Annotated in this window: 24 protein-coding genes and 1 pseudogene; 14 read left to right on the top strand and 11 right to left on the bottom strand. The window is 73.9% G+C overall.

Translation table 11 applies throughout. From position 1 onward, the window contains the following. The gene (locus tag ACQEVB_RS30930) at nt 1-573 is read right to left on the bottom strand and encodes a CGNR zinc finger domain-containing protein (protein WP_432978999.1); all 573 of its coding nucleotides are present in this window, start codon (nt 571-573) and stop codon (nt 1-3) included. Nucleotides 574-632: 59 nt separating this feature from the next. Here ACQEVB_RS30930 and ACQEVB_RS30925 point away from each other — a divergent pair, with 59 nt between their 5' ends. The 11 genes from ACQEVB_RS30925 to ACQEVB_RS30875 all read left to right on the top strand — a co-directional run bounded on the left by ACQEVB_RS30925 (nt 633) and on the right by ACQEVB_RS30875 (nt 11,764). Beyond that, entirely contained in the window at nt 633-1,733 is a 1,101-nt protein-coding gene (locus ACQEVB_RS30925) for a hypothetical protein (protein ID WP_432978996.1), read from the top strand. Between the two features lie 666 nt (nt 1,734-2,399). After that, nucleotides 2,400-2,933, top strand: a complete 534-nt coding sequence (locus ACQEVB_RS30920) for a 2,4'-dihydroxyacetophenone dioxygenase family protein (RefSeq protein ID WP_432978993.1) — start codon at nt 2,400-2,402, stop codon at nt 2,931-2,933. A 7-nt stretch (nt 2,934-2,940) separates the two neighbouring features. After that, nucleotides 2,941-4,209 (top strand): MFS transporter, encoded by a 1,269-nt coding sequence (locus tag ACQEVB_RS30915; protein ID WP_432978990.1) that lies wholly within the window; start codon nt 2,941-2,943, stop codon nt 4,207-4,209. Beyond that, nucleotides 4,206-5,279 (top strand): alcohol dehydrogenase catalytic domain-containing protein, encoded by a 1,074-nt coding sequence (locus ACQEVB_RS30910; RefSeq protein WP_432978987.1) that lies wholly within the window; start codon nt 4,206-4,208, stop codon nt 5,277-5,279. The genes ACQEVB_RS30915 and ACQEVB_RS30910 overlap by 4 nt, the downstream gene beginning before the upstream one ends. Before the next feature lie 97 nt (nt 5,280-5,376). Continuing rightward, complete coding sequence (locus ACQEVB_RS30905) at nt 5,377-6,327, top strand: helix-turn-helix domain-containing protein (protein ID WP_432978984.1); 951 nt, start codon at nt 5,377-5,379, stop codon at nt 6,325-6,327. 9 nt (nt 6,328-6,336) lie between these two features. Continuing rightward, nucleotides 6,337-6,984 carry a helix-turn-helix transcriptional regulator gene (locus ACQEVB_RS30900; RefSeq protein ID WP_432978981.1) on the top strand — a complete coding sequence of 216 codons (648 nt, stop codon included), beginning with the start codon at nt 6,337-6,339 and terminating at the stop codon, nt 6,982-6,984. Nucleotides 6,985-7,015: 31 nt separating this feature from the next. Further along, nucleotides 7,016-7,477: a DUF3291 domain-containing protein gene (locus ACQEVB_RS30895; protein WP_432978978.1), complete on the top strand. Its 462-nt coding sequence runs from the start codon at nt 7,016-7,018 to the stop codon at nt 7,475-7,477. 54 nt (nt 7,478-7,531) lie between these two features. Beyond that, entirely contained in the window at nt 7,532-7,936 is a 405-nt protein-coding gene (locus ACQEVB_RS30890) for a tautomerase family protein (protein ID WP_432978975.1), read from the top strand. Nucleotides 7,937-8,025: 89 nt separating this feature from the next. Continuing rightward, on the top strand, nt 8,026-9,942 hold the full coding sequence (locus tag ACQEVB_RS30885; protein ID WP_432978972.1) for a multicopper oxidase family protein: 1,917 nt from the start codon (nt 8,026-8,028) through the stop codon (nt 9,940-9,942). After that, nucleotides 9,939-11,099: a sensor histidine kinase gene (locus tag ACQEVB_RS30880; RefSeq protein ID WP_432978969.1), complete on the top strand. Its 1,161-nt coding sequence runs from the start codon at nt 9,939-9,941 to the stop codon at nt 11,097-11,099. The genes ACQEVB_RS30885 and ACQEVB_RS30880 overlap by 4 nt, the downstream gene beginning before the upstream one ends. After that, complete coding sequence (locus ACQEVB_RS30875; RefSeq protein ID WP_432978966.1) at nt 11,096-11,764, top strand: response regulator; 669 nt, start codon at nt 11,096-11,098, stop codon at nt 11,762-11,764. Before ACQEVB_RS30880 ends, ACQEVB_RS30875 begins: the two co-directional genes overlap by 4 nt. A 4-nt stretch (nt 11,765-11,768) precedes the next feature. Here ACQEVB_RS30875 and ACQEVB_RS30870 read toward each other — a convergent pair whose 3' ends face one another. Continuing rightward, nucleotides 11,769-12,707 (bottom strand): beta-ketoacyl-ACP synthase III, encoded by a 939-nt coding sequence (locus ACQEVB_RS30870; RefSeq protein ID WP_432978963.1) that lies wholly within the window; start codon nt 12,705-12,707, stop codon nt 11,769-11,771. Nucleotides 12,708-12,767: 60 nt separating this feature from the next. On the opposite strand from ACQEVB_RS30870, the gene ACQEVB_RS30865 reads away from it, so the two are divergent. Further along, nucleotides 12,768-13,373, top strand: a complete 606-nt coding sequence (locus tag ACQEVB_RS30865) for a TetR/AcrR family transcriptional regulator (RefSeq protein WP_432978960.1) — start codon at nt 12,768-12,770, stop codon at nt 13,371-13,373. A 3-nt stretch (nt 13,374-13,376) separates the two neighbouring features. Here the strand turns inward: ACQEVB_RS30865 and ACQEVB_RS30860 are convergent, their stop codons facing one another. Continuing rightward, a complete protein-coding gene (locus ACQEVB_RS30860) occupies nt 13,377-16,214 on the bottom strand; it encodes an ATP-binding protein (RefSeq protein ID WP_432978957.1) in 2,838 nt (945 codons plus the stop codon). A gap of 69 nt (nt 16,215-16,283) precedes the next feature. Between ACQEVB_RS30860 and ACQEVB_RS30855 the strand changes: the two genes are divergently transcribed. Beyond that, a complete protein-coding gene (locus ACQEVB_RS30855; protein ID WP_432978954.1) occupies nt 16,284-17,597 on the top strand; it encodes an MFS transporter in 1,314 nt (437 codons plus the stop codon). Between the two features lies 1 nt (nt 17,598). Here the strand turns inward: ACQEVB_RS30855 and speB are convergent, their stop codons facing one another. From speB to ACQEVB_RS30825, 6 genes and pseudogenes are all read right to left on the bottom strand, one after another. Then, nucleotides 17,599-18,612: an agmatinase gene (gene speB / locus ACQEVB_RS30850; RefSeq protein ID WP_432978951.1), complete on the bottom strand. Its 1,014-nt coding sequence runs from the start codon at nt 18,610-18,612 to the stop codon at nt 17,599-17,601. A 247-nt stretch (nt 18,613-18,859) separates the two neighbouring features. Further along, nucleotides 18,860-19,231 carry a TfoX/Sxy family protein gene (locus ACQEVB_RS30845; protein WP_432978948.1) on the bottom strand — a complete coding sequence of 124 codons (372 nt, stop codon included), beginning with the start codon at nt 19,229-19,231 and terminating at the stop codon, nt 18,860-18,862. Between the two features lie 179 nt (nt 19,232-19,410). Continuing rightward, a complete protein-coding gene (locus ACQEVB_RS30840) occupies nt 19,411-19,797 on the bottom strand; it encodes a VOC family protein (protein WP_432978945.1) in 387 nt (128 codons plus the stop codon). Nucleotides 19,798-19,999: 202 nt separating this feature from the next. Continuing rightward, nucleotides 20,000-20,317: pseudogene (locus tag ACQEVB_RS30835) on the bottom strand (dihydrofolate reductase family protein); the annotation flags it as partial. Between the two features lie 171 nt (nt 20,318-20,488). After that, nucleotides 20,489-21,049 (bottom strand): YceI family protein, encoded by a 561-nt coding sequence (locus ACQEVB_RS30830; protein WP_432978942.1) that lies wholly within the window; start codon nt 21,047-21,049, stop codon nt 20,489-20,491. A 13-nt stretch (nt 21,050-21,062) separates the two neighbouring features. Continuing rightward, nucleotides 21,063-22,394, bottom strand: a complete 1,332-nt coding sequence (locus tag ACQEVB_RS30825) for an FAD-dependent oxidoreductase (protein WP_432978939.1) — start codon at nt 22,392-22,394, stop codon at nt 21,063-21,065. 72 nt (nt 22,395-22,466) lie between these two features. Between ACQEVB_RS30825 and ACQEVB_RS30820 the strand changes: the two genes are divergently transcribed. Next, the gene (locus tag ACQEVB_RS30820) at nt 22,467-23,108 is read left to right on the top strand and encodes a TetR/AcrR family transcriptional regulator (protein ID WP_432978936.1); all 642 of its coding nucleotides are present in this window, start codon (nt 22,467-22,469) and stop codon (nt 23,106-23,108) included. A gap of 18 nt (nt 23,109-23,126) precedes the next feature. Here the strand turns inward: ACQEVB_RS30820 and ACQEVB_RS30815 are convergent, their stop codons facing one another. Next, entirely contained in the window at nt 23,127-25,319 is a 2,193-nt protein-coding gene (locus ACQEVB_RS30815; RefSeq protein ID WP_432978933.1) for a serine/threonine-protein kinase, read from the bottom strand. Nucleotides 25,320-25,514: 195 nt separating this feature from the next. Continuing rightward, nucleotides 25,515-26,411 carry an NmrA family NAD(P)-binding protein gene (locus ACQEVB_RS30810; protein WP_432978929.1) on the bottom strand — a complete coding sequence of 299 codons (897 nt, stop codon included), beginning with the start codon at nt 26,409-26,411 and terminating at the stop codon, nt 25,515-25,517. Nucleotides 26,412-26,413: the final 2 nt, after the last annotated feature.

Genomic DNA, 26,413 nt, shown 5'->3' with positions numbered 1-26,413 from the left:
TCACCGCCGGGTCGTCGAGCGGCGGCGCCGGTACGCGCGGGCGTGTTCCCGGCCGCCGCAGGCGCTCATCGAGCACCAGCGGGCGCTGCGGTTCTTCGACCCGTCGTAGACCACCCACCCGCAGTGGGTGCAGGCCTTGAGCCGCGGCCAGGTGCCCCGGTGCTGCGCGTCGAGGACGGCCAGCACGAGCCGGCCCAGCAGCCGGTCGACCGCTTCGGCCGCCGCGATCTCCAGGCGGAGCCCGTCGGCGTGGGCGGCGACGGTGAACGCGACGCCGGGCAGCGGCTCGGGCAGGTCGGCCGTCGGTGCGTGGCCCGTCGCGTGCGCGTCGGCGCACCGGTGCAGGTAGGCGCGGAAGGCGACGAGCCGGGCTCGGTCGGTGGCGCTGACGGGGCCGGCGGGCAGCCAGCCGGAGAACCCGTCGGGCTCGGCGAAGCGGTCGGCGCCGTTCTCGCGGTTGGTCGTGTTGCAGAACCGGCGCACCAACTCCAGCCCGTCCGGTGCCGTGCGGTCGGCCGGCCACGACGGGTCGGGGAGGATCCGGCCGCGGCTGTCCCGGGGGTGCTCGGTCATCGCGGTCGGGTCTCCGTACTCGTGGACAGGGGAGGTGCTGCGTCACTACCGTAACGCGAATGACCCTGACGGAGCGCGTCGGTGCTGCTGTGGTGGCGATGCTGGTGCTCGCAGCGTGCGGATCGGCTCCGGAGCAGGCGTCCGTGCCGGCCGTCCGCGTCGACCTGCCGGCGGGCAGCGACGGAGAGGTGCTCGCCGTGACGGACGGGTCCGTGCTGGTCGGGGTCCGTCGCGACCGCCGCCCGGGTCTCCTGCGCCGGGCTCCGGACGGGACCGTCAGCGAGCTCCCGGCCACCCCGTCCACCGGGTACGGCGCCACCGCCTCCTGGTACGCGCTCACCGCGGACGGCGACCGCGTGCTGGGCATCGGCGGCGACAACGGCGGCGCCCACGGCAACGTCCGGTGGAGCGTGTGGACCGGCACGACCGGCACCGGCGTCGCCGAGCACACGCAGGCGTTCTCCACGTTCGGCGGCTGGGGTGCGGGCGACCTGATGGGCGCGGTGTTCACAGCCGCGGGACCGGTGCTGATCGGATCGTGGATGGGTGCGGCGGCGGGCACCGACATCGCGGTCTGGACCGCCACCGGCGACGAGTGGAACCGCCGATCGTCTGCCGGCACGGCGCTGGCCAGCACGCGGACGACCGTCAACTTCGCGCAGGCGGCCACCCGTGCCCCCGACGGTGTGCTGGTGGTCGGATGGCAGGCCGGTACGGGCGGTCAGGCGCCGGTCGTGTGGCGCGGCGACGGGCAGCAGTGGACCGCCACGCCGCTGCCGGACGGCGGGAAGTTCGGCGTCGCCCTGACCGCGACCTGCGCCGCGGCCGACTGCGTGGTCGCGGGCCGGTCCGACGGGCAGCTGGCGCTCTGGCGCACCGTCGGCGGCAGGTGGAGCCGGGTCGCCGGGCTGCCGCCCATCCCTGTCGGCGAGCGCGATCCGCTGGCCGCGCCGCTGGTGGCGGGGGAGCGGATCGTGCAGATCGCGGCGGACGGCGACCGGGTCGTCGCGGTAGACGTGACGCCGTCGGGGAGCACTGTGCGCCCGCTGGCGATCCCGGCTGGCCCCGTCCGGGGCGCGGCCGCCGCCGGTCCCGACGCCTACGTGCTGGTCGGCGCGCCGGCCGGGCTGTGGCAGGTGCCCGGCCTGCTCGACGGCTGACGCGATCGTTCAGTCCTGCTGACCGTCCGTGCACCACTTCGACGTTGATCGTGGTGCGTCCTCCGCCGACGATTCGCGGAACCCGTCCGCCGGCAGAGGAGATTCGAGCACCGTGACCACCGCCTCCACACCCCGCCTCGACGGCTTGCGCGACGCGCTGCACGCCGCAGGTCCGGCCGATGAGCTCGCCGACCAGCTGACGCTGTTCGGCCGGTTCGTCGGCTCGTGGGACATCGCCTGGACCGGCACCGGTCCCGACGGAGGACCCGCGACCGCAGCGGGGGAGCTGCACTTCGGCTGGGTGCTGGACGGTCGGGCCGTGCAGGACGTCTGGATAGTCCCCCCGTCGCTGGGGACCCGGAGCGGGCCGGCCGCGGTCGGCGTTCCACGGCTCGACGATCCGCTTCTACGACCCTGCGCTGGGCGCCTGGCGCTCCACGTGGATCGAACCGGTCAACGGGCGGGTCCGCCGGTTCGTCGGACGCCCGGTGGACGGCGGGATCGTGCTGCTCTCCGACACCGTGCGCCGTGTGCGGCGGTGCTCGCTTGTCCCGAACAGGCAAACGCGATGTCTGGTTCGGGAAAGACGGGTGCGGTGCTCGTCGCCTTGACTCCGTAGCCGGCGGGACCGCGGTGGTGCCGCCTGCTTCCAGGGAGGAGCGGACGATGGTGTCCGAGGCGGGATCGGAGTTCTGGCGAGGGCTGTCGCCCATCGCCGACGCGCTGAAGCCGGACGCGCAGCCGGAGGTCTTCCACCAGCTCGCCCCGATCGACGACGAGCGCTACTACGCGCCGCTGAGCCCCACCGTCGGCTCGCGACCGCTGTGGATCTCGCCGCGGGACAACCGCTGGGCCGACATCCTGTGGGCGCGCTCGGCGGGGCTGGTGAACCGGCACTACCACCCGCACGAGGTGTTCGCGTACACGATCTCCGGCAAGTGGGGCTACCTCGAACAGGAGTGGACGGCGACCGCGGGCTCGTTCGTCTTCGAGACGCCCGGTGAGGGGCACACGCTCGTCGCCTACGAGTCGGACGAGCCGATGCGCTGCTTCTTCGTCGTGAAGGGCCCGCTGATCTGGTTGGACGAGAACGGCGACAGCTGCGGCCACTTCGACGTCCACGACTACCTCGCGCTCGTCCGCAAGCACTACGCGGACGTGGGCCTGGGCGCCGCCGCCGCCGACGCGCTGATCAGGTGACGGGGACATGGCCGACACCGCAGCCGCCCGCGTCCCCGCGGACTACGTGCCGCCGCCGCGCGGCGGTCGCTACGAGAACGTCCTGCTCGCCGTCCTCTTCGCGACGTTCGGGTTCGTCTTCTTCGACCGGCTCGCCCTGAACTTCCTCACGCCGTACTTCAAGGACGAGCTCGGGCTCAGCAACGCCCAGGTCGGCCTGCTCGGCGGGATCCCCGCGCTGACGTGGGCGATCGCCGGGATCAGCGTCGGCTACCTGTCCGACCGCGTCGACCGGCGCAAACCGCTGCTGCTCGCGGCGATCCTGACCTTCACGGTGTTCTCGGCGCTGTCGGGGTTCGTCGGTGGGCTCGCGAGCCTGCTGCTGTTCCGCGCGCTGATGGGCGCGGCGGAGGGCGCGGTGCTGCCGCTGTCGCAGCCGCTGATGCTGCACTCGTCCACCCCGCGCCGGCGTGGTCTCAACATGGGGTTGGTGCAGGGGTCGTCGGCCGGCCTGCTGGGCGGCGTCCTCGGCCCGCTCGTGACGGTCTGGCTCGCCGAGTCCTTCGGCTGGCGTGCGGCCTTCTACGCGACGGTGCTCCCGGGGCTGATCATGGGGCTGCTCGTGCTCTGGCTCGTCCGGGACCTGCGGGTGCGGCACCCGGCGACGATCGCCGTCGACCCGGAGCCCGAGCCGGCGCACGGAGCCGGCGGGTGGGGCGCCGTGCTGAAGCACCGCAACATCCTGGTCTGCCTGGCGATCGCCGTGTTCTTCCTGACCTGGTTCCTGACCACCCAGACCTTCACCCCGCTGTACCTGGTGGAGGTGAAGGGGTTCGGGCCCGGCGACGTCGGGTTCGTCCTGAGCGGGATCGGGATCGCGTGGGTGCTGTGGGGTGCGCTCGTGCCGGGGATCTCGGACCGGATCGGGCGGAAGCCGACGATGATCCTCTTCTCGGCCGTCGCGGCCGTCTCCCCGGTGGCGATCATGCTGATCGACAGCCCCGGGCTGCTGTTCGGCGCGCTCGTGCTGACCTACACCGGGCTGGGCTGCTTCACGCTGTTCATGGCGACGATCCCGGCCGAGACGGTGCCGCGCGCCGTCATGGCGACGGCGTTGGGTCTGATCATGGGCGTCGGCGAGATCGTGGGCGGGTTCGTGGCGCCCGCGATCGCCGGGCAGCTCTCGGACGTGTTCGGGCTCGACGCCGCGATGCTCGTCTCTGCGGGGGCCGCGGCGCTGGTCGCCCTGCTCAGCTTCGCCCTGACCGAGACGGCGCCGGCCCGGGCCGCCCGGTGACCCACGGGGTGCGCGGGCGGGCCGTCCGCTGGTTCGGGCCGAAGGACCTGCGCCTGGAGACGGTGCACCTGCCGCATCCCGGCGCGGGGGAGGTGCTCGTGCGCGTCGCCTGGTGCGGGGTGTGCGGCAGCGACCTGCACGAGATCGCCGACGGGCCGCACGCGATCCCCGTCGACCGGCCGCACCCGCTGTCCGGGGCCGTCGCGCCGTTGACGCTCGGGCACGAGTTCGCCGGCGAGGTGGCCGCGACCGGGCCCGGCGTCGCGGACCTGCCCGTCGGGGCGCCCGTCGCGGTCGAACCGAACTACCGGTGCGGACGGTGCCGGGCCTGCCGCGAGGGGCGGACGGAGGTCTGCGCGGCGTTCGGCTTCGCCGGGCTGATGGGCGACGGCGGCATGGCCGAGTACGCGCTCCTGCCGGCCTACATGGTCCATCGGCTCCCCGACGGCTTCGACCTCGCCGTCGCCGCGGTGCTGGAACCGGCCGCCGTCGCCCTGCACGGGCTCCGCCGCTCGACGTTCGCGGCCGGGCAGACGGCGGTGGTCGTCGGGCTCGGACCGGTCGGTTTGCTGGTGTGCGCGCTGCTGCGCGAGGCGGGCGCCGGCCTGGTCGTCGGGGTGGACCCGGTGCCGGCGCGTCGGGAGCTGGCCCGCCGGTTCGGCGCCGACGCCGTCCTCGAACCTGACGCGGACGTCGCGGGCACCGTCGAGGACCTCACCGGCGGCGACCGCGCGCACGTCGCGTTCGAGGTCGTCGGCTCGCAACCGGCGGTGGACACCGCGCTGGCGAGCCTGCGCAGCGGTGGCGAGCTGCTGCTGCTCGGGCTCGTCGAGCGGCTGGTGCTGCCGGCGTTCGACATGGTCAACGCCGAGCTGCGGATCACCACCAGCGTGGGCTACCGAGACTGCCACCCGGAGCTGATCCGGCTGGTCACGGCGGGACGGCTCGACCTCGCCGCGCTCGTCTCGGACGTGGTGACGCTGGCCGACGCCCCCGCGGTGCTGCTGGACCTGGCCGCCGGCGCGCGGATCGCCGGCAAGCTGCTCGTCGACTGCAGGGACACTAGTTGATCCGGTCGCTCGCCGCGGGGTACGACCGACGCCGTCGTGCCGGTGGACGGGGGCGACCTCACGACGTGAGAATGGGCCACCCTTCGAGGAGGTCGGTGTGTCAGCTGCGACCGTGGTCTCGTCGGTCTCCACCGCTGCGGTCGCGATCGGGGACCGGCTGGCGTTCTGGGAGGACTACAACGCGGCCGCGCTCGTGGGGCTGACCTGCACCACCTACCAGCCGGACGGGTTGCTGGCCCGGCAGCGCAACCTGAGCCTGGACGCCGTCCGCGTGGCCGACATCGCGGGCAACGCGCACGCGATCGAGCGGCCGCCCGGCATGGTCGGCTCCCGGCCGAAGGACGCGACGTTCGTGTCGATGATGGTCGAGGGCGACGCCTTCTTCTACCACTCCGGCGGGTGCCTGACGCTGCGCCCGGGCGACACCGTCGTCTACGACACGGACCAGCCGTACCTCTTCGGGTTCAGCGGCTCCATGCGGCAGTTGCTGGTCGACATCCCGCGGCAGGTGTTCGTCGAGCGGTGCGAGCAGAGCCGGACGCCCGTGCTCGTGCCGGGCGACGACCCGGGGGTGCCGGGGACGAGCGCCCGCGCGCTCCGCCGCGTGCTGCTCGATCTGGTGACCGCGCCCGGGGCGGCCCCGGACGCGGTGGGGGAGCAGGTCCTCGACCTCGTGCAGACCATGCGGACCGGCCGGGGTTCGGCCAGCAGCGCCGCCCACCTGCTGTCCGCGAAGGCGTTCATCGCCGCGCATCTCGGCGATCCGGGCCTGTGCGCCGACGTCGTCGCCCGCGCGGTCGGCGTCACGCCTCGTCATCTGAACCGCGCGTTCGCCGTCGAGCAGACGACGGTCGCGCAGTACATCGTCGGCCGCCGGCTGCACCAGGCACGGGCCGACCTCGCGTCACCCCAGCTGGCGCACTTCCGCATCGCCGACATCGCGTGCCGCTGGGGCTTCTCCTCGCAGGCCCACTTCAGCCGGCTCTTCCGCGCCCGGTACGGCTGCTCGCCGTCCGAGGTGCGCGAGGAACATTTCCGTTGTTCTTAGAATGACGGCGTGTCGAACCTCGAGGCGATCGCCGTGCTGCACGACCCGGTGCGGCGGCGGCTGTACGACTTCGTGGTGGCGCAAGGGCACGAGGTCAGCCGGAACGAGGCGGCCGAGGGCGCAGGGATCCAGCGCACGCTCGCGGCGTTCCACCTCGACAAGCTCGTGGCCGCGGGCCTGCTGGAGACGGAGAGCAGGCGGCTGACCGGGCGAACGGGGCCAGGGGCCGGGCGGCCCGCGAAGCTCTACCGCCGCTCCGGCGCCGAGCACGAGTTCTCGGTCCCGGCGCGCGACTACCGCACGGCGGCCGACCTGCTCGCGGAGGTGGCGGACGAGGCGCGGCTGGACGCTCGGCTGCAGGCGGCCGCCCGCCGGGAGGGGCGCGCCGTCGCGGGGTCGACGCAGGACCTCGCGGGTGTGCAGACCGTGCTCGCTGCGCGCGGCTACGAGCCGCGCCTGGACGCCGACGGTGTGCTGCGCCTGGCGAACTGCCCCTTCCACGTGCTCTCCCAGCGACACCCGGGACTGGTGTGCGGCATGAACCTGGCGCTGCTGCAGGGGCTGGTGGAGGACACCGCCGGGGTGCAGGCCCGCATGGACCCGCAGCCGGGGCAGTGCTGCGTGGTCGTCGAGAAGTCTAAAGACAACGCGGATTGACATAGAGTTGGCGCGGTGGTGGGGTGGAGGCATGACGGGACATCACCTCGCCCAGCTCAACGTCGGCACGCTGCGGTTCCCCCTCGACGACCCCCGCATGGACGGCTTCACGTCCATGCTCGACCCGATCAACGAGGTCGCCGACAACTGGCCCGGCTTCGTCTGGCGACTGGTGGGGGACGGTGGCAACAACGCCACCGCGCTCCGTACGCCGCTGGGCGAGGACGTCATCGTGAACATGTCGGTGTGGGAGAGCCGGGAGGCCCTGTGGGACTACGTCTACCGCAGCGGCCACCTGGACGTGCTGCGCCGCCGCGCCGAGTGGTTCGACCTGCCGAAGGGGCCGTTCCAGGTGCTGTGGTGGATCCCGGCGGGACACATCCCGACGGTGGAGGAGGCGCTCGAGCGCCTGGAACGGGTGCGCGAGCACGGCCCTTCGCCCGAGGCCTTCGGCTTCCGGGATGAGTACGCGCCCGACTTTGTAACACCTTGACTTGTTACGAAGCGCGTGGATCAATGGGGGGCACCCGCGTAGAAGGAGCCTCCGATGCCGTTCGCCCGCCTCACCATCGCCGACCCGACCGTCTCCCCGTCCGTCCAGCAGGAGCTGGTGAGGTCGGTCGGCAAGCTCCTCGTCGACGTGCTGCACAAGGAGGCCGAGGTCGTCGTCACGCACGTCAACCTGACCAGCCCGCAGCAGTGGTACGTCGGCGGCGAGCTCGTGACCGGCGCGACGGGGGCCCACCTCGAGGTCAGCATCACCGCCGGCACCAACTCCGCCGAGGAGAAGTCCGCCTTCGTCGCCCAGGCCTACGCGGCCCTGGCCGACGCGCTCGGCGTGCTCGCCGACACCGTGTACGTCGCGATCATCGAGCTCGACGGCGACGCCTACGGCTACAACGGCGTCACGCAGGCCCAGCGGCGCCGCGACAACCCGGCCGAGAAGGACTGATCGCGGGAGCCGGCCTACTACGGACGTGGTAGGCCGGACGGTGCGCCGGTGCGATTCGGTGAGCGCGGTTTCCCGACACCGTGGGGGCCATGTCGTTGCTCGTCGGCCCGCTGCCGCCCGCCCGCGTCGGAGCTCCCCGGCACAGTCCCGTCGGCCGGATGGCCGTCGCCGCGTTCGTGCTCGGCGCCGGGGTGATCCACCTCGCGGAGGTGCCTGCGCACCTCGGGGAGTTCCTGCCGTTCGCCGTGTTCTTCCAGGTCGTCGCGACCGCGCAGCTCGTGGCGGCCCCGGCCGTGCTGCTGCGGCCGAACCGGCGGCTGCTGCTGGCGGTGGCTGGGGGATCCGCGGCGCTGGCCGGGTTGTGGCTGGTCACGCGGACGGTCGGCCTGCCGGTCGGACCCATGCCGTGGATGCCGGAGGCCGTCGGCTTCGCGGACGTCGCGTGCGTGCTGATGGAGTGCGTCGGCGCGGTCGTGGCGCTGGTGATGGCGGTGCGGGGCGCCCGCCCGCGCCGGCGCCGACCGGTGCGCACGCCGCTGGCCGCCGCTCCGGTGGTGCTGCTCGCCGCCGTGGCGACGTTCGTCGGCGTCGGGACGGCGACGTCGGCGATGCCGATGGCCTTCTCGGCCGCGCCGCCGGCCGCGGATCCGGGCGGCACCTCCGTCGCCTCCCTGGTGGCGGCGCCGGGACCGCAACCGGTGAAGTCGTTCACCCTGACCGCGCAGGACGCGACCGTCGACGGCCGCCCGGCGCAGACCTACGACGGGGTCGTGCCCGGGCCGGAGCTGCGCGTCACGCAGGGCGACCGGGTCCGGGTCACGCTGGTCAACCACCTCCCCGTCGCCACGACGGTGCACTGGCACGGCGTGCGGGTGCCGAACGCGGCGGACGGGGTCGCCGGCATGACGCAGGACGCGGTCGCACCCGGCGCCTCGTACGTGTACGAGTTCGTCGCGACCGACGCCGGCACGTTCTGGTACCACTCGCACCAGGACACCGGCCACCAGCTGGCCGCGGGGCTGTACGGCGCGCTCGTCGTCGAGCCGCCCGCCGGCCACACCGCCGAGGACGTCGACCGCACGATCCTGCTGCACAACGGCACCGGGGACCGGGCGAAGGTCGTCGCCGTGAACGGCACCACGGGTGACCTGCACGTCGACGCGCGGCCGGGCCAGACGGTGCGGCTGCGCATCATCGACGCCGTCATCCCGGGGATGGACGGCGCCGCCGAGGCGCCGGTGCTGTTCGGCGCGCCCTACCGGGTCGTCGCGCTCGACGGCAACGACCTCACCGTGCCGACCCTGCTGGGCCCGCAGCGCGTGCAGCTGGGCATGGGGCAGCGGGCCGACCTCGTGTTCACGATGCCGCCCACGGGTGCGGTGCGCCTCGTCGACTCGCGGATCGCCGGCACGCCCTCGGCGCTGCAAGGCTTCTTCGGCAGCCCGGCGCAGACCGGGGAGACCGTCACCATCGGCGACGGCGCACCACCGCCGACCGTCGACCCGGCGACGCTGCCGGTCTTCGACCCGTACGCCTACGGCACGCCCGCGGCGGACCCGACCACGCGGGCGGCCGAAGTCACCGCCCCGGTGGTGCTCGCCGAAGGCCCCGGCTTCCACGACGGGTCGATCGCGCTCGTGCACTCGATCGACGGCGCGGCGTCACCCGACGTGCCACCGGTCGTGGTGCGGGAGGGGCAGCTGGTCCGGCTGCACGTGGTGAACACGACCGGCGAGTTCCACCCGATGCACCTGCACGGCCACGTCATGACCGTCCTCGACGTCGACGGCCGGGTCCCCACCGGCAGCCCGGTCCACGTCGACTCCGTGCTGCTGGAACCCCACCAGACCATCGACGTCGCCTTCCTGGCCGACAACCCCGGGATCTGGATGCTGCACTGCCACGTGCTGGTGCACGCGACGATGGGGATGAGCATGTCGATCAACTATGCCGGGGTGACCTCCCCGTTCGTGATGGGCATGCACTCGGGGAACATTCCCGAGTGACCGAAGGGACGCCGATGGCCCGGCTGCGCGCCGGCGGGCTGCCGCTCACGGCGTTCCTCGGCGTGTGCGCGCTGGTGGGCACGTACGCGGAGATCCACGGGACCGCGCGGCCGACGCCCCCGGAGGTGGGCGGCTACGCGATCGCCGTGCTCGCCGCCGCGGTGCTGCACTGGCGGCAGCGGGCACCGGTCGTGGTGGGCGCGGCGGTCGTCGCGGTGGCAGCGCTGTACCACGGGCTCGGTTACCCCGGGCTCGCTCCGGCGATCGCGCTCGCCGGAGCGGTCCCGTCCATCACGGCGCTCGGCAGCGGCGTGCGGTCCTGCGTCGTCGCCGGGGTGGTCATCGTGGCCGGCAGCGCGGTGCCGTTGCTGCCGCCGCACCCCACGAACTCCGTGTGGGGCGTCGTCGGACCGGGCGTCCTCCTGGTGGCCCTCGCCGCGCTCGGCGAGGCGACCCGCGTCCGCCGGCTCGCCACGGCCGAGCAGGTCAGGGCCCTGCAGCGCACCGCGGAGGAGGACGCGCGCGCCCAGGTCGTCGAGGAACGGCTGCGCATCGCCCGCGAGGTGCACGACGTGCTCGCGCACACGATCACGATCATCACGGTCCAGGCCGCCGCCGCGGCCGACGCGCTCGACGAGCGCCCGGAGGCCACCCGCGCGGCGCTGGCTGCCGTCCGCGAGGCCGCCAGGTCCGCGATGGCCGAGCTGCGCGGCACCCTCGCGCTGCTGCGGACGGGCAGCGACCCGGTGCCGCTGGCCCCGCAGCCCGGGCTCGCCCAACTGCCGCTGCTCGTCGAGCAGGCGCGCGCCGGCGGCCTCGCCGTCACCGTCACGACGACGGGTCGGGTCGACCTCCTGCCCGACGGGGTCGAGCGCGCCGTCCACCGGATCGTCCAGGAGGCGCTGACCAACACCCTCCGCCACTCCCGGTCCACGACCGCGACCGTCGCGATCACCGCCGGAACGGACGCGGTCACCGTCGACGTCACCGACGACGGGCCCGCGCTGCACCCGGAGCCGCACGTCGGCGGGCACGGTCTGGTGGGCATGGCGGAGCGGGTGCAGGCTCTGGGCGGCACCCTCGACGCCGGTCCGGCGCCGCCGCCGTCGAGCGGGTTCCGCATCGCCGCCCGGATCCCCGCCGGGAGCGCACGATGACGATCCGCGTCGCGCTCGCCGACGACCAGGCGCTGGTCCGCGCCGGATTCGTCGCGCTGCTCGCGCACACCGCCGACATGGAGGTGGTCGGGGAGGCCGTCGACGGTCACCAGGCCGTCGCGCTCGCCCGCCGCGAACGCCCCGACGTGCTGCTCATGGACATCCGCATGCCGGGCCTCGACGGCATCGAGGCCACCCGCCGCATCTGCGCGGACCCGCAGCTCGCCGGCGTGCGCGTCGTCGTGCTGACCACGTTCGAGGTCGACGAGTACGTGTTCGCCGCCCTCCGCGCCGGCGCCAGCGGGTTCCTCCTCAAGGACATCGAGCCCCCGGACCTGCGCGCCGCCGTGCGGACCGTCGCCGCCGGGGACGCGCTGCTGGCCCCGCGCGTCACCCGCACCCTGATCGCCTCGTTCGCGGCGACCCCGCAGCGCTCGGCCGACTCCGCGGCGCGGATCGCGATGCTGACCGAGCGCGAGCGCGAGGTCACGGTGCTGGTCGCGCACGGCATGACCAACGCCGACATCGCGGCGCGGCTCGTGATCAGTCCCGCCACCGCGAAGACGCATGTGATCCGCGCGATGACGAAGGTCGGCGCCCGCGACCGCGCCCAGCTCGTCGTGTTCGCCTACCAGAGCGGACTGGTGCTCCCGCCCGGCCCGTAGGTGTTCACGGGCAGGTGACCACCTGGCCGGCCCAGGACAGCCCGCCCCCGAAGGCGAACAGCAGCACCGGCTCGTCCGACGGCAGCTCGCCGCGCGCGACCATCTTGGACAGCGCGAGCGGGACGGACGCCGCCGACGTGTTGCCGGAAATGACGACGTCACGGCCGATCACGACATCGGGGCGCAGGTCGAGGCGGCCGGTCAGCGCCTCGATGATCCGCAGGTTGGCCTGGTGGGTGACCACGCCGGCGAGGTCCGTCGTCGTGATGCCGGCGCGCCGGCATGCCTCCGTCGCGACGGCGGGGAGCTCCTGGGTGGCCCAGCGGAACACCGACTGGCCGTCCTGGGCGAACGCCGGCTGCCACGCATCGGCGATGCGGACGAGCTGGCGGCGGGTCGGGTCCGAGCCCCAGACGACCGGCCCGACCGTCGCCGGCTCGGCCGCGCTGACGACGGCGGCGCCCGCGCCGTCGCCGAGCAGGATGCAGGTGCTGCGGTCGGTCCAGTCGGTGACGTCGGACATCTTCTCCGCGCCGATGACGAGCGCGTGCCGGGTGGCACCGGCCGCGACCGAGTGGTCCGCGACCGCGAGCGCGGTGCAGAAGCCGGCGCAGGCGTTGTTGAGGTCGAAGCAGACCGGAGCGGGGATGCCCAGCCGGCCCGCGACCTGCGCGGCGATCGACGGGCAGCGGTCGATCGCGCTGCACGTCGCGACGACGACCATGCCGATCTCGGCCGGATCGACGCCCGCGCCGGCCAGGGCCTTCGCCGCTGCTTCGGTGGCGAGGTCGGTGACGGAGCCGTCGGCGATGTGGCGGGTGGCGATGCCGGTGCGCCGCCGGATCCACTCGTCCGAGGTCTCGACCATCCCTTCCAGGTCGGTGTTGGTCAGCACGCGGGCGGGCTGGTGGTGGCCGAGCGCGGTGATGCGGGAGCCGGGCATGTCCCTCCTCAGGGTCGTCCGGAGGATAGCAACCGATCGTTCGTAATCTATAGTCTCGGCATGAGCCCGCGGAGGTCCGTCGTCGAGGCCGGCCGCACCCGCCGGCGCATCCTCGACGCGGGCCTGGCGATCGCGTCTGCGGAAGGCCTGGAGGCGCTGACCATCGGCCGTCTCGCCACCGGGCTCGGCATGAGCAAGGCCGGGGTGATCGGGCACTTCGGCACCAAGGAAGCCCTGCAGCTGGCGGTCGTCGACGTCGCCGTCGAGACGTTCCTGCGCGAGGTGCCCGAACGCGCCCGCGGGGTGCCGCGCGGCCTGCCGTACCTCCGCGCGGTCTGCGAGGCGTGGATCTCCTACCTGGAGCGTGCGCCCGGTGGCTGCTTCTTCATGGCGACCGCGACCGAGTTCGACGGCCGTGACGGCCCGGTGCGCGACGCCGTCGCCCACGCGGACGCGCTGTGGCAGCGGGAGCTGCGCGTCAGCATCTGGCGGGCGGTCAACTCCGCCGAGCTGCCACCCGACACCGACATCGACCAGCTCCTGTACGAGATCGTCGCGACCATGCTGGCGCTCAACCACTACCTGCAGCTGCGCGGCGACCGCGGCGCCCCGGCCCGGGCCCGCCGCGCCCTCGCCCGCCACCTCGGGTCGCCCGCGATCCGATGACGGTCAGCCTGGGTCGGTCAGCCGGGCGGCCAGGCCGTCCCGGGAGGTGATCCCGAGCTTCGCGTAGCTGTGGGAGAGGTGCAGCTCCACGGTCCGCGTGGTGACGAACAGCGCCTGCGCGATCTGCTTGTTGGTCAGTCCGTCGGCGGCGAGCTCGGCGACGCGGCGTTCGCTGCTGGTGAGGGCGTCGGCGCCGGTCGTGGCGCGGCGGTGGATGCGGTGCCCGAGCGCGCGGAGCTCGTCGGCGGCGCGGTCGGCGAGCGGTGTGGCGCCGCAGCGGTGGGCGAGGTCCATCCCGTCGCGCAGCGGGGTGGTGGCCGCGCTGCGCCGGCCACTCCGCCGCAGCGCGGCGCCGTGGTCGACGAGCGCCTCGGCCCGCCACAGCAGGCTGGGTGACTCCGCGAGGACGTCGACCGCCTGCTCGAGCAGATCGAGGCCCGGTCGGCCGCCGCGCACGAGCCCGGCGACGCGCAGGGCGCCGCCGACAGCTCTGGCGACGCCGAGGGCGTTCGCTCGCTGGAGGGTTTCCTCGGCCAGCTCAGCAGCGGCGTCGGAGTCGCCGAGTGCCAGCAGCACGGTCGTCAGCGGGATCCGGGCGTCGAACTCGAACGGGTTCAGCCAGCGGCCGGCCCGCAGGCGGCGCAGCGCCTCCTCGAGGTCGGCCCGCGCAGCGCCCGGCTCGCCGTTCGCGGCGCGGAGGCGGCCGCGGTTGATGAGCGGGACGACGGCCGACTGCGCCGGCGGCAGCTGCCCGTCGATCCTGTGCTCGACGACGAGCGCCGCGGCCTCGGCGAGGCGGCCCTGGTCGACCAGCGGCCCGATCAGCCGGGCCACCGCCATGGCGACGGTGAAGGGCGCAGACTTGTCGCGAGCCTCCAGGCTGGCCAGCGCATCGGACTCCGCGCCGCGCAGGTCGCCGCGGGCGTGGCGGACGAGCGCGCGCTGCCACCGGGTGGCGGCGACCTGCTTGGGCAGACCCCGCAGGTCCGGGCCGTGCAGGATCCTCGTGAGCTCGCGTTCGGCCAGGTCGTAGCGCTCGGTGGCGACCAGGCAGAGCGTCGTGTTGACGCGGGCCCAGGTGGGGGCCCGTCCGCTGATCACCGGGTGGACGGCCACCCGCTCGGCGACGGCGACGGCGTCCGCGACGTCGCCGGCGGCGAGCGCGGCCCGCGCGCGGAAGGAGTGGATGTCGACCTCGGTGACGGTGTCCATGGGGAGGTCGCGGAACCGCCGGATCTCGTCCTCGAACCTGACGGGCAGGTCGGGGTGCATCTGCAGCGCCACGAGGCGCGCGAGCTCCAGCTGCAGCTCCAGCGTGCGATCGTGCGGCGCGACCGCGCGCGCAGCCGGCTCGTAGAGGGGGAACACGTCGCGGAGCCGCGGCGCGTCGGGCACGAGGTGCTCGCCGAGCAGGATCAGCGCTCGGGCGCGCAGCACCGGGTCGTCCGCGGTGTCGTAGACCTCGCGCAGGTGGGTACCCGCCGCAGGGGTGCCCCAGCCCGCCTCGGCCCGGCCCAGCTCGAACACGACGGGCAGCCGCTGGTCCGTGGCCGGCGGTTCGGCCAGTGCCCGTCGCAGCAGGGCCCGGGCGGTGTCGGCGGCGGTGACGGAGCGGGCGGCGGCCAGCAGCGCGTCCACCACACCCGGATCACCGGCGGGGCGGGTGGCCAGCAGGTGGACGGCGACGGACTCCGGCGGTGCGTTCTGCTCGCCCAGCAGCGCGGCCGCGCGGGCGTGCAGCTCGGAGCGGCGGGCCGGGGCGATGTCGCGGTAGACGGCGGTGCGCACGAGCGGATGCACGAAGCGGAGGGGTTCGCCCGGTTCGAGCACGGCGATCCCGGCGAGCGCGTCGTGCACCTCCGCCGCCCGCGCGGGAACCAGGTCGGCGAGCGCCGCCGCCGTGACCAGCGATGCGTGCTCGCCGAGGACGGCCAGCGCGGCGGCCAGCGCGGGCGCGTCCGGGTCGGCCTGGCCCACCCGCATCAGCACGGCTGCACCGACGCGGGCGGGGCCCAGCTGCCGCACGCCCGCCGGGTCGAGCGCCGCGACGGGCCGGGCGTCGAGGCGCAGCTCGGCCATCAGCTCGGTCAGCAGGAACGGGTTGCCCCGGCTGACCTCGTGGCACGCCCGGCACAGCTCGTCACCGGCCGCGGGATCGAGCCGGTCGCGGACGAGCGTCCGTACGGCTGCGGGGTCGAGCGGTCGCGGGCGCAGGACCCGCGTGCGTGCCTCCAGCACCATGGCCTGCAGCAGCGGCCGACCGGCGTCCTTGCCGCTCCGCACCGCCAGCGCCACGAGGACCGGCAGCCCGAACAGACGGCGGGTGAGGTGGTCGAGGAACCGCAGCGACGGGTCGTCCGCCCACTGGACGTCGTCGACGACGAGCAGTACGGGACCGCGTTCTGCGAGGTTCGCGGCCATCCAGTGCAGGCCGTGCAGCCGCGCGAAGTCGGCAGGACCACCGCCGTCGGCGGCCGTGCCGACGTCGAAGACGGGTTCCGCGAGCCGGGCCGCCTCGTCGAGCAGCCGTGCGCGCTCGTCGGCCCCGGCACCGAGCAGGACGGGCTCGAAGAGCTGGCGGACGATCCCGAAGCCGTAGTCGCGTTCGAGCTCGCCGGCCCGCGCCGAGAGCACGCGCATCCCTGCAGCCCTGCCCCGGCGGGCCAGCTCGGCGAGCAGGACGGTCTTACCGATCCCGGCCGGACCCTCGACGGCGAGCAGCAGCCCGTCCCCGGTCTCCGTCACCTCGACGATCGCAGCGTCGAGCTCGCCCAGCTCGGCTGCGCGATCGAGCAGGAGCGGGGCACGGCTCGCGCGCGGCGTGGACGGGATGGTCACCATCGCGGGAGATTCTGTCGCAGCACCCCGGCAAGGCACCACAATCACGACCGGCGCAGATGGGGGGTGACCATGTCCGATCAGCAGTTGCGTCAGGCCCGCCGCTCGGCGATCGGGGGCTTCCTCGGCACGACGCTGGAGTACTTCGACTTCGCGTTGTACGGGCTCGTCGCGGCGGTCGTGCTGGGTCGAGTGTTCTTCCCGGGCGGGGCCGGCTTCGCGTCGGAGATGGGTGCCATGGCGACCTTCGGCGTCGCCTACATCGCTCGGCCCGTCGGTGCCCTCGTCCTCGGGCACCTCGGCGACCGGGTCGGCCGGCAGCGGATCCTGGTCTTCACCATCGTCCTGATGGGGACGGCGACGTTCCTGATCGGCTGCCTGCCCGGCTACGCGACGATCGGCCCGCTGGCCCCGGTCGCGCTGGTCGTCCTGCGGCTGGCGCAAGGGTTCTCCGCGGCCGGCGAGCAGGCCGGGTCGAGCACGCTGACGACGGAGCTCGCGCCCGCGAGGCAGCGGGCGTTCTACACCAGCTCCACCAACACCGGGACGATCCTGGGCAACTTCCTCGGGCACGCGGCGTTCGTCCCGGTGCTGGCCATGCCGGAGCCGGAGCTGCTGGCCTGGGGGTGGCGCCTCCCGTTCCTCGGCAGCGCGGCCGGCATGGCAGTCGTCTTCCTGCTGCGCCGCGGGCTGCGGGACGCCGACGTGTTCGCGGCGGTCGCGGCACAGCGGACGCGCCCGCCGCTCCGCGAGCTGTTGCGGCACGACTGGCAGAACGTGGTCCGCGTCGTGCTCCTGTGCCTGATGGCGGCACCGACGTCGATCTCGGCCGTGTTCGGGCTCTCGTACGCCACGCGGGTCGCCGGACTCGACGCCGCGCTCGTCGTGGCGATCACCACGATCAGCCTGGGTGCCGGAGCGGTGACGATCCCGTTCTGGGCGGTGCTGGCCGACCGGGTCGGCCGCCGCCCGGTGTTCGTCGTCGGCGTGCTCGGTGGCGGCGCCGTCCTGTTCCTGAAGTTCCACTTCATCGCGGTGCGTGACGTCCCGCTGATGACGGTCGCGCAGTGCGTCGTCGTGTTCTTCTTCATGGCGGCCTACGCCACCCAGCTGTCGATCGCCGCCGAGCTGTTCTCGACGACGGTGCGCTTCTCCGGCGTCGCGGTCGGGACGCAGTTCGGCTACCTGCTGGGCGGATTCGCCCCGACGCTCTCGTACGCCGTCCTCCGACCCGGCCCGACCGGATGGGTGCCGGTCGCGATCCTGGCCGGGCTGTGCTGCGTGGTGGCTGCGGCCGCGGTCCTCAGCGCGCCGGAGACCCGTGGCCTAACCATCGAGGAGATCGACGTGGACGCGCGCGAGCCGACGGTGGCGGAGCGCGAGTAGGTCACCGCCCGTCGAGCAGCGGCTGGTGCGGGTCCCACACCGTCCCGTCGGCGGCGTCGCGGCGGCGGCGGGCGATGCCCGAGAGCGCCTCGAGCACCACGCGGTTGGCCAGGAACGACGTGATGTCGGCGTGGTCGTACGGCGGTGACACCTCCACCACGTCGACGCCGACGACCGGCAGCTCGTAGGCGATCCGCCGCACCGCGTCGAGCAGTTGGCGCGCCGAGAACCCGCCCGGCTCCGGCGTGCCGGTGCCGGGGGCGTGCCCCGGGTCGCAGACGTCGATGTCGACGGAGAGGAAGACCCCGTCGCACTCGTCGGTGGCGATCGCGAACGCCTCGGTGAGGCACTCGTCGAGGCCGCGGGCGACGATCTCGGTCATCTCGTAGGACCGCATGCCCTGCTCGGCCATCCAGGCCAGGGTCTCCGGGCCCGGCCAGTAGCCACGCAGCCCGAGCTGCAGGAACCGGTCGCCGCGCAGCGCGCCCGACTCGATCAGCCGCCGCATCGGCTGCCCGTGCCCGATGAGGGAGCCGAAGTCGATGTCACCCGTGTCGGCGTGCGCGTCGAAGTGGATCATCGAGACGCGACCCTGTCCGATGTGCTGCGCGACCCCGGCCGCGTCGGGCCAGGCGATCGTGTGGTCGCCGCCCAGGATCAACGGGATCGCCCCCGTGCGGGCGACCGCGTGGACGGCTGCCTGCAGGTCGCGCACCGAGCGCTCCGCGTCACCGGAGTACATCTCCACGTCACCGGCGTCGTAGACCCGCAGGTCCCGCAGCCCGTCCACGCGCAGCGCGAGCGACGGGCGGGATCCGTCGTGCGGCAGGTAGCACGTCTGCCGGATGTACTGCGGGCCGAACCGGGTGCCCGAGCGGTGCGAGGTGCCACCGTCGAACGGGGCGCCGAGGATGACGACGTCGGCGTCGGCGAACGTCGACGCGTCCGCCCAGTCGCACCGGTCGACGCCGAGGAAGGTGATGTCGGGACCGAACTGCGGGCCGTAGCGAGCCATTCCCGCGGGTCTACACGTCCGGCGTGCTCCGCGGAAGGCGTGCTGTCGATCTCTCCTCGAGGAAGGAGCGAACGCGGTGGAGCGGGCCGCTCCGCAGGTGCTCATGAGCGTGCCCTGACCGGCCTCATCCCGCGGCGTCGCGCGTCGCGGGGCATGGCGCGCCCGCCGGCGAGGGGTGATCAGCATGCGCGGTCGGAACTGGAGCTGACGACGACACGACCGCAAGCCGGCGTCGCCACGCGGTCGGTCACCTTCGCCGAGGATGGGACCGGCTACGACGGACGGTCCCGTCCGCCGCCTGCTCGTTGAACTCCCGGGCGACGTCGATCCAGAAGCGGAGCTGGTCGTCGGTGGCGATCAGCTCGGGGGCGACCTGCAGCCAGCCCGCTGCCATCGGCCGCCGTGCGGCCCCCATCTCGGCCGGGCGCGCCCCGTGGTCGGTCACGAGGTCGGGCGCCCGGTCGGGATCGGCGCGGACCAGCAGCTCCCCGCTGCGGCGGACGTTGACGAGCATCTTGTCGCGCCGCATGAACGACAGGCCGCCGAACATCGACACCTCGCGGATCGACGGCTCCGCCGCGAGGAGCGCGCGGATGCGGTTACCGAGGCGATCGGTCATCGGCGATCTTCCTGATCCTGTTCCTGCGTGTGGTTCCCCACCATCGCGGGAACGATAGGCACCGGTCGTCGCGGACGGGCGCGTCGGGCAGCGCCGACGCCGCGAGCGGCCGCCGGGGTGTCGTCAACAGGGTGCCGAAGATGTCGACCATGTCCGTGCTCCTCCGGTGATGGTCGGGCTCAGCGCGGGCCTGCGACGCCGACGACGTTGCCCTCGGGGTCCGCGAAGTGGCCGACCACCAGGTGCCCCGCCGGGTTGCGGGCCGGGCCCATCACCCGGGTTCCGCCCAGGCGTTCGGCCGCGGCCAGCGCCTCCTCCACGTCCGGCACGCCGACGTAGAACACTGCCTTGGGCGCGTGGCCCGGGCCGCCTCCTACGCCGCCGCGGATCCCGGTGCCGTCCGGCGTCGTGAGGAGGTCGACGAACCCGTACTCGCCCGCGTCCGACACCTCCTCCGCGACCGGGGCGGACGTGTCGTACTGCCACCCGAACAACGCCGCGAAGTAGCTGCGGAGCCGCTCCGCGTCCCTGCCGACGATCTCGAAGTGCACGACCGGTGCTGCCATGACGGTTCCTCTCGGTAGATCCTGCCCACCGACGAACGGGATCGGCTCCGATCGACAGCACCCGGGAGTCATCTGTGCCGGACCTCGTACCGCAGGTGCAGGGTCGTCGGCGCCTGGAGCGCGCGGACCAGTTCCAGCTCGATGTGCTCGGGGGAAGGTCGTCGAAGAGGCGGCGGCCCTGGCCGAGCAGCACCGGCCGCAACTGGATCTCGGCGGCGTCGAGCACCCCGGCCTTGAGGGCCTGCTGGGCGGTGTAGGCGCCGTGCATGAACACGTCGCGGCCGCCGGCGGCCGCCTTGGCCTGCTCCACGCACGCGGCGATGCCCTCGGTGACGTAGTGGACGCGCTCGAACGGGTTCTCCGCGGGTGCCTCGTGGGTCGGGACGAAGATCGGCACGCCGTCGTGGTGGTCGCCGCCCCAGTAGCCGGCGAAGTCCCCCGTCCGCCTGCCGGTGATCACCGCGCCCGTGGCCAGGCATTCGTCGAACACGATCTGGCTGTTGGCGTCGCGGGGCCGCATCGCCTCGATGCCGCTGTCGTCCTTGCCCCCACCCCCGAGCCAGTCCATGAGGCGCATGCCGTCGATGCCGGCGGGGTTCTGCGCGTCGTCCTGCGGGGCCGGTGACGAACCCGTCCAGCGACATCGCCATGGACACGTAGACCTGGGACATCGTTCTTCCTCCCGTGGTGGTCACGCGTCCTGGCGGAGCACGCCCTGGATCTCCAGCTCGACGTGCACCGTGTCCCCGACGACCACGCCGCCCCCGTCCAGCGGCATGGCGATGTCCACGCCGAAGTCGTTGCGGTTGATCGTCAGGTAGCCCTCGACGAGCAGTTCCTCGCCGCTGGCGTGGACGTCGGTCGAGCGGAACGTCCAGGTGGGGTGGTTGTCGGTGTCGAAGAAGTCGGCCGAGCGGATGTGCGCGTCGCGCTGGGTGTTGCCGGTGTCGATCGAGGTGGCGTCGATGGTCGCGGTGACGGTCGACTCGGTGACGTGGTCGCCGGTGTGGATCGACCCGTCGAAGGTGGCGAACCGGCCCGCACCGTGCTGATCATCAGGTGCCGCACCTTGAACGCGACGGTCGAGTGCACCGGGTCGATGTCCCAGGTGCCCGCGATGTGGCCGGGTACCTGCGTTGCTGTCGTCATGGCGGCCTCCGTGGTCCGTGTCCTCGACCAGGCGAACGCCAGGTCGGTTCGATGGTGCGGCACGCGCCGTCACCGATCTTGAACAATTCGCGCACGGCGGCACCTGCTGACGGGCCTCACCGCGTCGAGACCGGCCTGACCGGGCGCCGGGTCGGTGCGGCCGGCGCCGGGCGGTGGCGCAGCACGCGGGCGAGCACCGGCGGGGCGAACAGCGCCGCCGGCGGTGCCAGCAGGTGGGAGACGGACGTGAACGCGAGGTTCACGCGGTCGTCGACGGCGGCGGCCCGCAGCACCCGTGCCACGTAGCCGTTGACCAGCGCCTGGCCGCGCGGCCGCGGCCCGACCGTCTGCTCGTACATGAAGTCGGCGCCGGTCGAGATCCGCCACGGTGCGTCGACGACGGTCGCGATCGCCTTCGGCGCAGCGACGGCGAGCGCTCGTCCCGCACCGTGCCGGGCGACGAGCCGGCCCAGCTCGCGCACCTGCAGCAGGGCCGAGCTCATGCCCTGACCGTAGATCGGGTTGAAGCTCGCCACCGAGTCCCCGACGGCGACGTAGCCGGGCACCGGTCGCGGCAGCCGGTCCCAGTGGCGGCGCTGTCCTGCGCGGAAGGTGTAGCGCCGCGGCCGGTCGAGGAACGGCCGGTCGAGGAGCGTGGCGAGGACGGGGTCGGCGAGTCCCGCGGCGTACGCGCGGACGTCGTCGGGGTCGGTGGGACCGGCCTGGCCGAAGAACGCCCCGAACCCCACCTGCCAGCGATGCCCCTCCATCGGGAGTGCGATGCCCATGCGCGGGACGGCGGGCGTGTGCTGGACCGCCGCGAGCACCGCGCCGTCCAGGTCCTCCGGGCGACGCTCGACGAGGAACGCCGTGTACCGGATGTCGACGCCGACGGTGCTGGTCGGCGGCTCGGGGACGTGTCCGCCGAGCGGCACGCCCCCGTCGCGCCCACCCGCGTCGACCACCAGATCGGCCGCGACGGCCGGCCCGGACCGCAGCGTGACGCCGTGGACCGCGCCGTCGCGGACGAGTGCCCCGGTGACCGTGTCGTGCTCGAACCGCACGTTCGGGAGCTGCTCGACCGCCGCGCGCACCTCCTGCTGGATCAGCTCCCGGCTGCACAGCGCGCGGGCGACCCCGGGTGCGGGGAAGCGCAGCTCGCGCCGCACCGCTCCGGCGGCCGCCCAGTGGCACGCGACGCGCGTCGGGTCGGGTCCCGCCGGCGCGGCGCCGCGGTCCAGCAACCTCCGCTGCAGGTCGGGGAACAGCTCGTTCAGCACGAGTGCGCCGGAGACGAGCATCGCGTGCGGCAGCCCCGCCTGCGGGGGCAGCGCCGGGGCGGGGTGCCGCTCGACCAGCACCACCTCCCGAGCCCGCCCCGACAGCGTCGCGGCTGCTGCGAGACCCGCGACACCGCCACCGACGACGACGATCCGGTTCAGCTCCATGGCCCGTCACCTCGATTCGCACGGCCATAGCGTTACGACGTAACGTTACGACTCTACGTTAGGCTGTCAAGCATGGGCAGGAAGCGGGTCCACGACGAGGCGACCGGCGAGGTGCTCCTCGACGAGGCGCTGACGTTGCTGCGTGCGGGCGGCCCACCGGCGGTGTCGGTGCGCGCGGTCGCCGAGGCGGCCGGCACGAGCGCGCGCGCCGTCTACACGGTCTTCGGGTCCATGCCGGGCATGCTCGACGCGCTCGCTCGGCGCGGATACGACCGGCTCACCGCGCTGGTGAACGGGGTAGCGCCGACCGCCGACCCGGCCGCCGACCTCGTGACGGCCGGCGTGCACGGCTTCCGGACCTTCGCCCTCGAGGAGCCGGCCCTGTTCCGGCTCACGTTCGAGCAGGTCTCGGCAGAGCTGCTCGCCCGGGACGCGGTGATGCGGGCCGGCTACGACAGCTACCGGGCGCTGCGGGCCCGGGTCCGGCGCCTGCGGGAGGCGGGCGGCGTCCATCCGGGCCGGACCGACGAGGCCTGCTGCTTCGCCTTCCACGCGACCTGCCAGGGCCTCGGCGCCTCGGAGCTGGCGACGTGGCGGCCGCCGGACGGCCCGGGATTCTGGCCGATGCTCGACCCGGCCGTCGACCTCGGGCCCGTCTGGCGCGACACCCTGACCGGCCTGGTCGAGCGCTTCCGCCACCCGCCGGCCGACTGACGAGGCCGACCCCGCGGGTCAGGGACGTGCTCGCGCGTCCAGGTCCCACACCCGCACGGTGTTGTCCCGGCCCCCGGAGAGCACCGCCGTCCGCGTGCCCGTCTGCACGGTGGCCACCACGCACACGAAGTCGGTGTGGCCGGTGAACGGGGTGCCCACCGCCGCGCCGGTGGCCAGGTCCGACACCCGGACCGTGTTGTCCCACGCGCCGGAGACGACCACGGTGCGCCCGCCGAGCTGCGTGGTCGTCAGCGCGACGACGCGCTTCGTGTGCCCGGTGAACGGCGACCCGACCGGCGCCCTGGACCCCAGGTCCCACACCCGCACCCCGTCGTCGCCGCCGGAGATCACCACGGTGCGGCCGTCCAGCTGCGCGGTCGCCACGGCCTGGACGAGCCCCGTGTGGCCGGTGAAGGGGTCGCCGACCGGTGTCCCCGTGGCCAGGTCCCAGACCCGCACGGTGCCGTCGTTGCTGGCGGAGATCACGACGGTGCGGCCGTCCAGCTCGGCCGTCGTCACCGCGGCCACTGCGGTGGTGTGGCCGGTGAACGGGGAGCCCACGGGTCTCCCGGTGGCCAGGTCCCAGACCCGCACGGTGTTGTCGTTGCTGCCGGAGATCACGACGGTGCGCCCCTCGAGCTGCGCGGTCGCCACGGCGAACAGTGGCCCCGTGTGGCCGGTGAAGGGGGCGCCGACCGGCGTTCCGGTGGCGAGGTCCCAGACCCGCACCGTCTTGTCCCAGCTCCCGGAGACCACGACGGTGCGCCCCTCCAGCTGCGCCGTCACCACGGCCGCCACGGGCCCGGTGTGGCCGGTGAAGGTGGAGCCGACCGGTGCGCCGGTGGCCGGGTCCCACAACCGGATCGTGTTGTCCCCGCTGCCGGAGATCACGACGGTGCGCCCGTCCAGCTGCGCGGTCGCCAACCCGAACACCCAGTTGGTGTGACCGGTCAGGGTGCGCTCGGTGATCGGGGGCGCGGCCGTACCGGTCGGCCGTGCCGGATCCGTCCCTGCTCGGGGGAGGTTCGCCCAGACCAGTGCCGCTGCGATCACGGCCACCGTGAGGAGCAGGCCGCCGATGCCCAGCTGGATGCGCCGCCGCCGCGCCCCACTCGATGCGGGTGGCGCTGGGGCGGCCGCTCTCGGCGGTGCCGCGGGTGGCGCGCTGCGCGCAGGCGGCAGGCGATCGGCGGGCATCCGATCCGCCGGCATGCGATCCGCCGGCATGCGATCCGCCGGTGCCGCGACCGGAGCGACCCGGGCTACGACCGGCGGGGCTGCCTGGGTGCGCGGAAGCGGTGTCGGCGGTGCGGCGAACCGCGACTGCATACGGACGGTCCGCGCCGCGCCCGCGTCGGTGCTCGGGCTCGCATCCAGGGCGGCATGCGCGGCTGCCGCCAGTTCGCCCGCGCTGGGGTAGCGCTCGGCCGGGTCCTTGGCCATGCCCCGGGCGACGACGGCGTCCAACCCGCCCAGGCGCGGCCGCACGCTCGCCGGGGCGTAGTCGGAGGGGCGGGGCGGCGGCCGGTGGAGGTGGGCGTTGACGTAGAAGAACACGTCGGCATCGACGTCCGGGGGCGGCGCGAACGGCTTCTGGCCGGTCAGCGCGTAGAACAGGACGCCTGCGAGGGCGTAGACGTCGCCGCGGAGGTCGCCGGCGTTGTCGAACCGTTCCGGCGACATGTAGTCCAGCGTGCCGACCAGCCCGACGTTGATGCCGGTGGTCGCGTCCGCGGGCCGGGCGATGCCGAAGTCGATGAGGTGCACGAAGTCGCCACGACGGCGGGCCTGCACCATCACGTTCGACGGCTTGACGTCGCGGTGCACCAGGCCCGCCGCGTGCGCGGTGTCGAGCGCCTCGGCGACCTGGGCGATCACCTCGACCGCCCGGGCCGGCTCCAGCGGCCCCTCGCGGATGACGAGCGCGGCCAGGTCGGTGCCGGCGAGCAGCGGCATCTCGATGTACAGCAGGTCGTCGATCTCGCCGTAGCTGTGGATCGGCACGATCGCGGGGTGGTTGAGCTTCGCGACGAGCGCGGCCTCGCGGCGGAAACCGGCCACGTAGGTCGGGTCCCCGGCGAGCCGCGGATGCAGCCGTTTGATCGCGATCTCGCGGTCGGTGCGGGTGTCCCGGGCGCGCCAGACCTCGCCCATCCCGCCCGCGCCCAACCGTGAGAGCAGCCGGTAGGGCCCGAACTCCTCCCCGCTCATGCTCCCGCTTCCGCCGATGACGTGCGACTCGTCCAGCGCATTCTGGTGTAACGGGCCGTTCTCGGCTATGGGTTCGCCGGGGCTGCGTCGAGCGCGGGTGCGAGGGGCGAGTGCTGAGCGGAGCAGGTCGGGGCAGCGCCCCGGACACGGCGACCAGAGTTCCTGCCGGCCGCACACACGCGCGCAGCGGGATCGTCAGGCCGCCTGCGCTGCGAAGCTGCCGCGCTCCTCGGCCACGAACTCGGCGAACGTCTTCGGCGGACGCCCGCCCATCTCCTCGATCGTGCTCGTCGGGGCGAACTCGTCCGGCTGGTCGCGGAAAGCCGCCCACAGCTTGGACAGGTGCGCGACGGCGTGGCCGTTGATGCGGGTGCGGGCCGCCTCGGCCCACAGCTCGTCGCTCACGTCCTGGTAGCGGACCTCGCGACCCAATCCCCGGGACAGGCTGTCGACGATCTCCCGCACGGTCAGGACCTGCCCGATCACGGAGAAGGAGCTGCCGGCCGGAACGTCCTGGGCGGTGAGCACGCCCGCCGCCACGCGCGCCACGTCGTCGCCCGCGACGAGCGGGATCGCGGTGCTGTCGTCCCCGAACGGCGCCATGACGACGCCCGCGGCGATCGTCGCGTTCGCGAGCGCACGGATGTTCTCGTAGAACACCGTGGCCCGGACGTGCGCTGCCCCGATGCCCGCCCACTCGAAGACCTGCTCGGAGAGGTAGTTCTCCCGTAGGCGCGGCGTCGGCGCGTCCGGCGTCGAGACCAGCATGACCATGTCGACGAGCCGCGTGACTCCGGCGTTGCGGGCGGCCACGGCCATGGTGACGGTCGCGTCGAGCAGGCCGTCCTGGACCGGGTAGGCGAAGTACACCGTGGAGACGCCCGCCACCGCCCGCTCGATCGACGGGAAGTCGAGGAAGTCAGCCACCACCACCTCCGCGCCGAGGCTGCGCAGGTACTCGGCGCGGTCGTCCAGCGTGCGGACCATGGCGCGCACCGGGACGCCGCGCTCGCGCAGCAACTCGGTGACGCGTCGCCCGGTCTTGCCCTGCTGGCCGCCGGCAGCGCCGGTCACGAGCACGGTCCCATTCATCG

The sequence above is a fragment of the Pseudonocardia sp. CA-107938 genome (assembly GCF_050936315.1).
Lineage (GTDB): Bacteria > Actinomycetota > Actinomycetes > Mycobacteriales > Pseudonocardiaceae > Pseudonocardia.
Note: the sequence above shows the minus strand (reverse complement) of the source record. Positions and strands in the feature narration are given on the sequence as shown.

What these genes read in the sequence shown, in the direction of transcription:
- ACQEVB_RS30815 (WP_432978933.1), bottom strand. Translation starts at nt 25,319, where the DNA reads ATGAGCGGGGAGGAGTTCGGGCCCTACCGGCTGCTCTCACGGTTGGGC.
- ACQEVB_RS30855 (WP_432978954.1), top strand. Translation starts at nt 16,284, where the DNA reads ATGTCCGATCAGCAGTTGCGTCAGGCCCGCCGCTCGGCGATCGGGGGC.
- ACQEVB_RS30895 (WP_432978978.1), top strand. Translation starts at nt 7,016, where the DNA reads ATGACGGGACATCACCTCGCCCAGCTCAACGTCGGCACGCTGCGGTTC.
- ACQEVB_RS30865 (WP_432978960.1), top strand. Translation starts at nt 12,768, where the DNA reads ATGAGCCCGCGGAGGTCCGTCGTCGAGGCCGGCCGCACCCGCCGGCGC.
- ACQEVB_RS30825 (WP_432978939.1), bottom strand. Translation starts at nt 22,394, where the DNA reads ATGGAGCTGAACCGGATCGTCGTCGTCGGTGGCGGTGTCGCGGGTCTC.
- ACQEVB_RS30875 (WP_432978966.1), top strand. Translation starts at nt 11,096, where the DNA reads ATGACGATCCGCGTCGCGCTCGCCGACGACCAGGCGCTGGTCCGCGCC.
- ACQEVB_RS30845 (WP_432978948.1), bottom strand. Translation starts at nt 19,231, where the DNA reads ATGACCGATCGCCTCGGTAACCGCATCCGCGCGCTCCTCGCGGCGGAG.
- ACQEVB_RS30890 (WP_432978975.1), top strand. Translation starts at nt 7,532, where the DNA reads ATGCCGTTCGCCCGCCTCACCATCGCCGACCCGACCGTCTCCCCGTCC.
- speB (WP_432978951.1), bottom strand. Translation starts at nt 18,612, where the DNA reads ATGGCTCGCTACGGCCCGCAGTTCGGTCCCGACATCACCTTCCTCGGC.
- ACQEVB_RS30840 (WP_432978945.1), bottom strand. Translation starts at nt 19,797, where the DNA reads ATGGCAGCACCGGTCGTGCACTTCGAGATCGTCGGCAGGGACGCGGAG.
- ACQEVB_RS30925 (WP_432978996.1), top strand. Translation starts at nt 633, where the DNA reads ATGACCCTGACGGAGCGCGTCGGTGCTGCTGTGGTGGCGATGCTGGTG.
- ACQEVB_RS30930 (WP_432978999.1), bottom strand. Translation starts at nt 573, where the DNA reads ATGACCGAGCACCCCCGGGACAGCCGCGGCCGGATCCTCCCCGACCCG.
- ACQEVB_RS30860 (WP_432978957.1), bottom strand. Translation starts at nt 16,214, where the DNA reads ATGGTGACCATCCCGTCCACGCCGCGCGCGAGCCGTGCCCCGCTCCTG.
- ACQEVB_RS30870 (WP_432978963.1), bottom strand. Translation starts at nt 12,707, where the DNA reads ATGCCCGGCTCCCGCATCACCGCGCTCGGCCACCACCAGCCCGCCCGC.
- ACQEVB_RS30920 (WP_432978993.1), top strand. Translation starts at nt 2,400, where the DNA reads ATGGTGTCCGAGGCGGGATCGGAGTTCTGGCGAGGGCTGTCGCCCATC.
- ACQEVB_RS30885 (WP_432978972.1), top strand. Translation starts at nt 8,026, where the DNA reads ATGTCGTTGCTCGTCGGCCCGCTGCCGCCCGCCCGCGTCGGAGCTCCC.
- ACQEVB_RS30915 (WP_432978990.1), top strand. Translation starts at nt 2,941, where the DNA reads ATGGCCGACACCGCAGCCGCCCGCGTCCCCGCGGACTACGTGCCGCCG.
- ACQEVB_RS30810 (WP_432978929.1), bottom strand. Translation starts at nt 26,411, where the DNA reads ATGAATGGGACCGTGCTCGTGACCGGCGCTGCCGGCGGCCAGCAGGGC.
- ACQEVB_RS30820 (WP_432978936.1), top strand. Translation starts at nt 22,467, where the DNA reads ATGGGCAGGAAGCGGGTCCACGACGAGGCGACCGGCGAGGTGCTCCTC.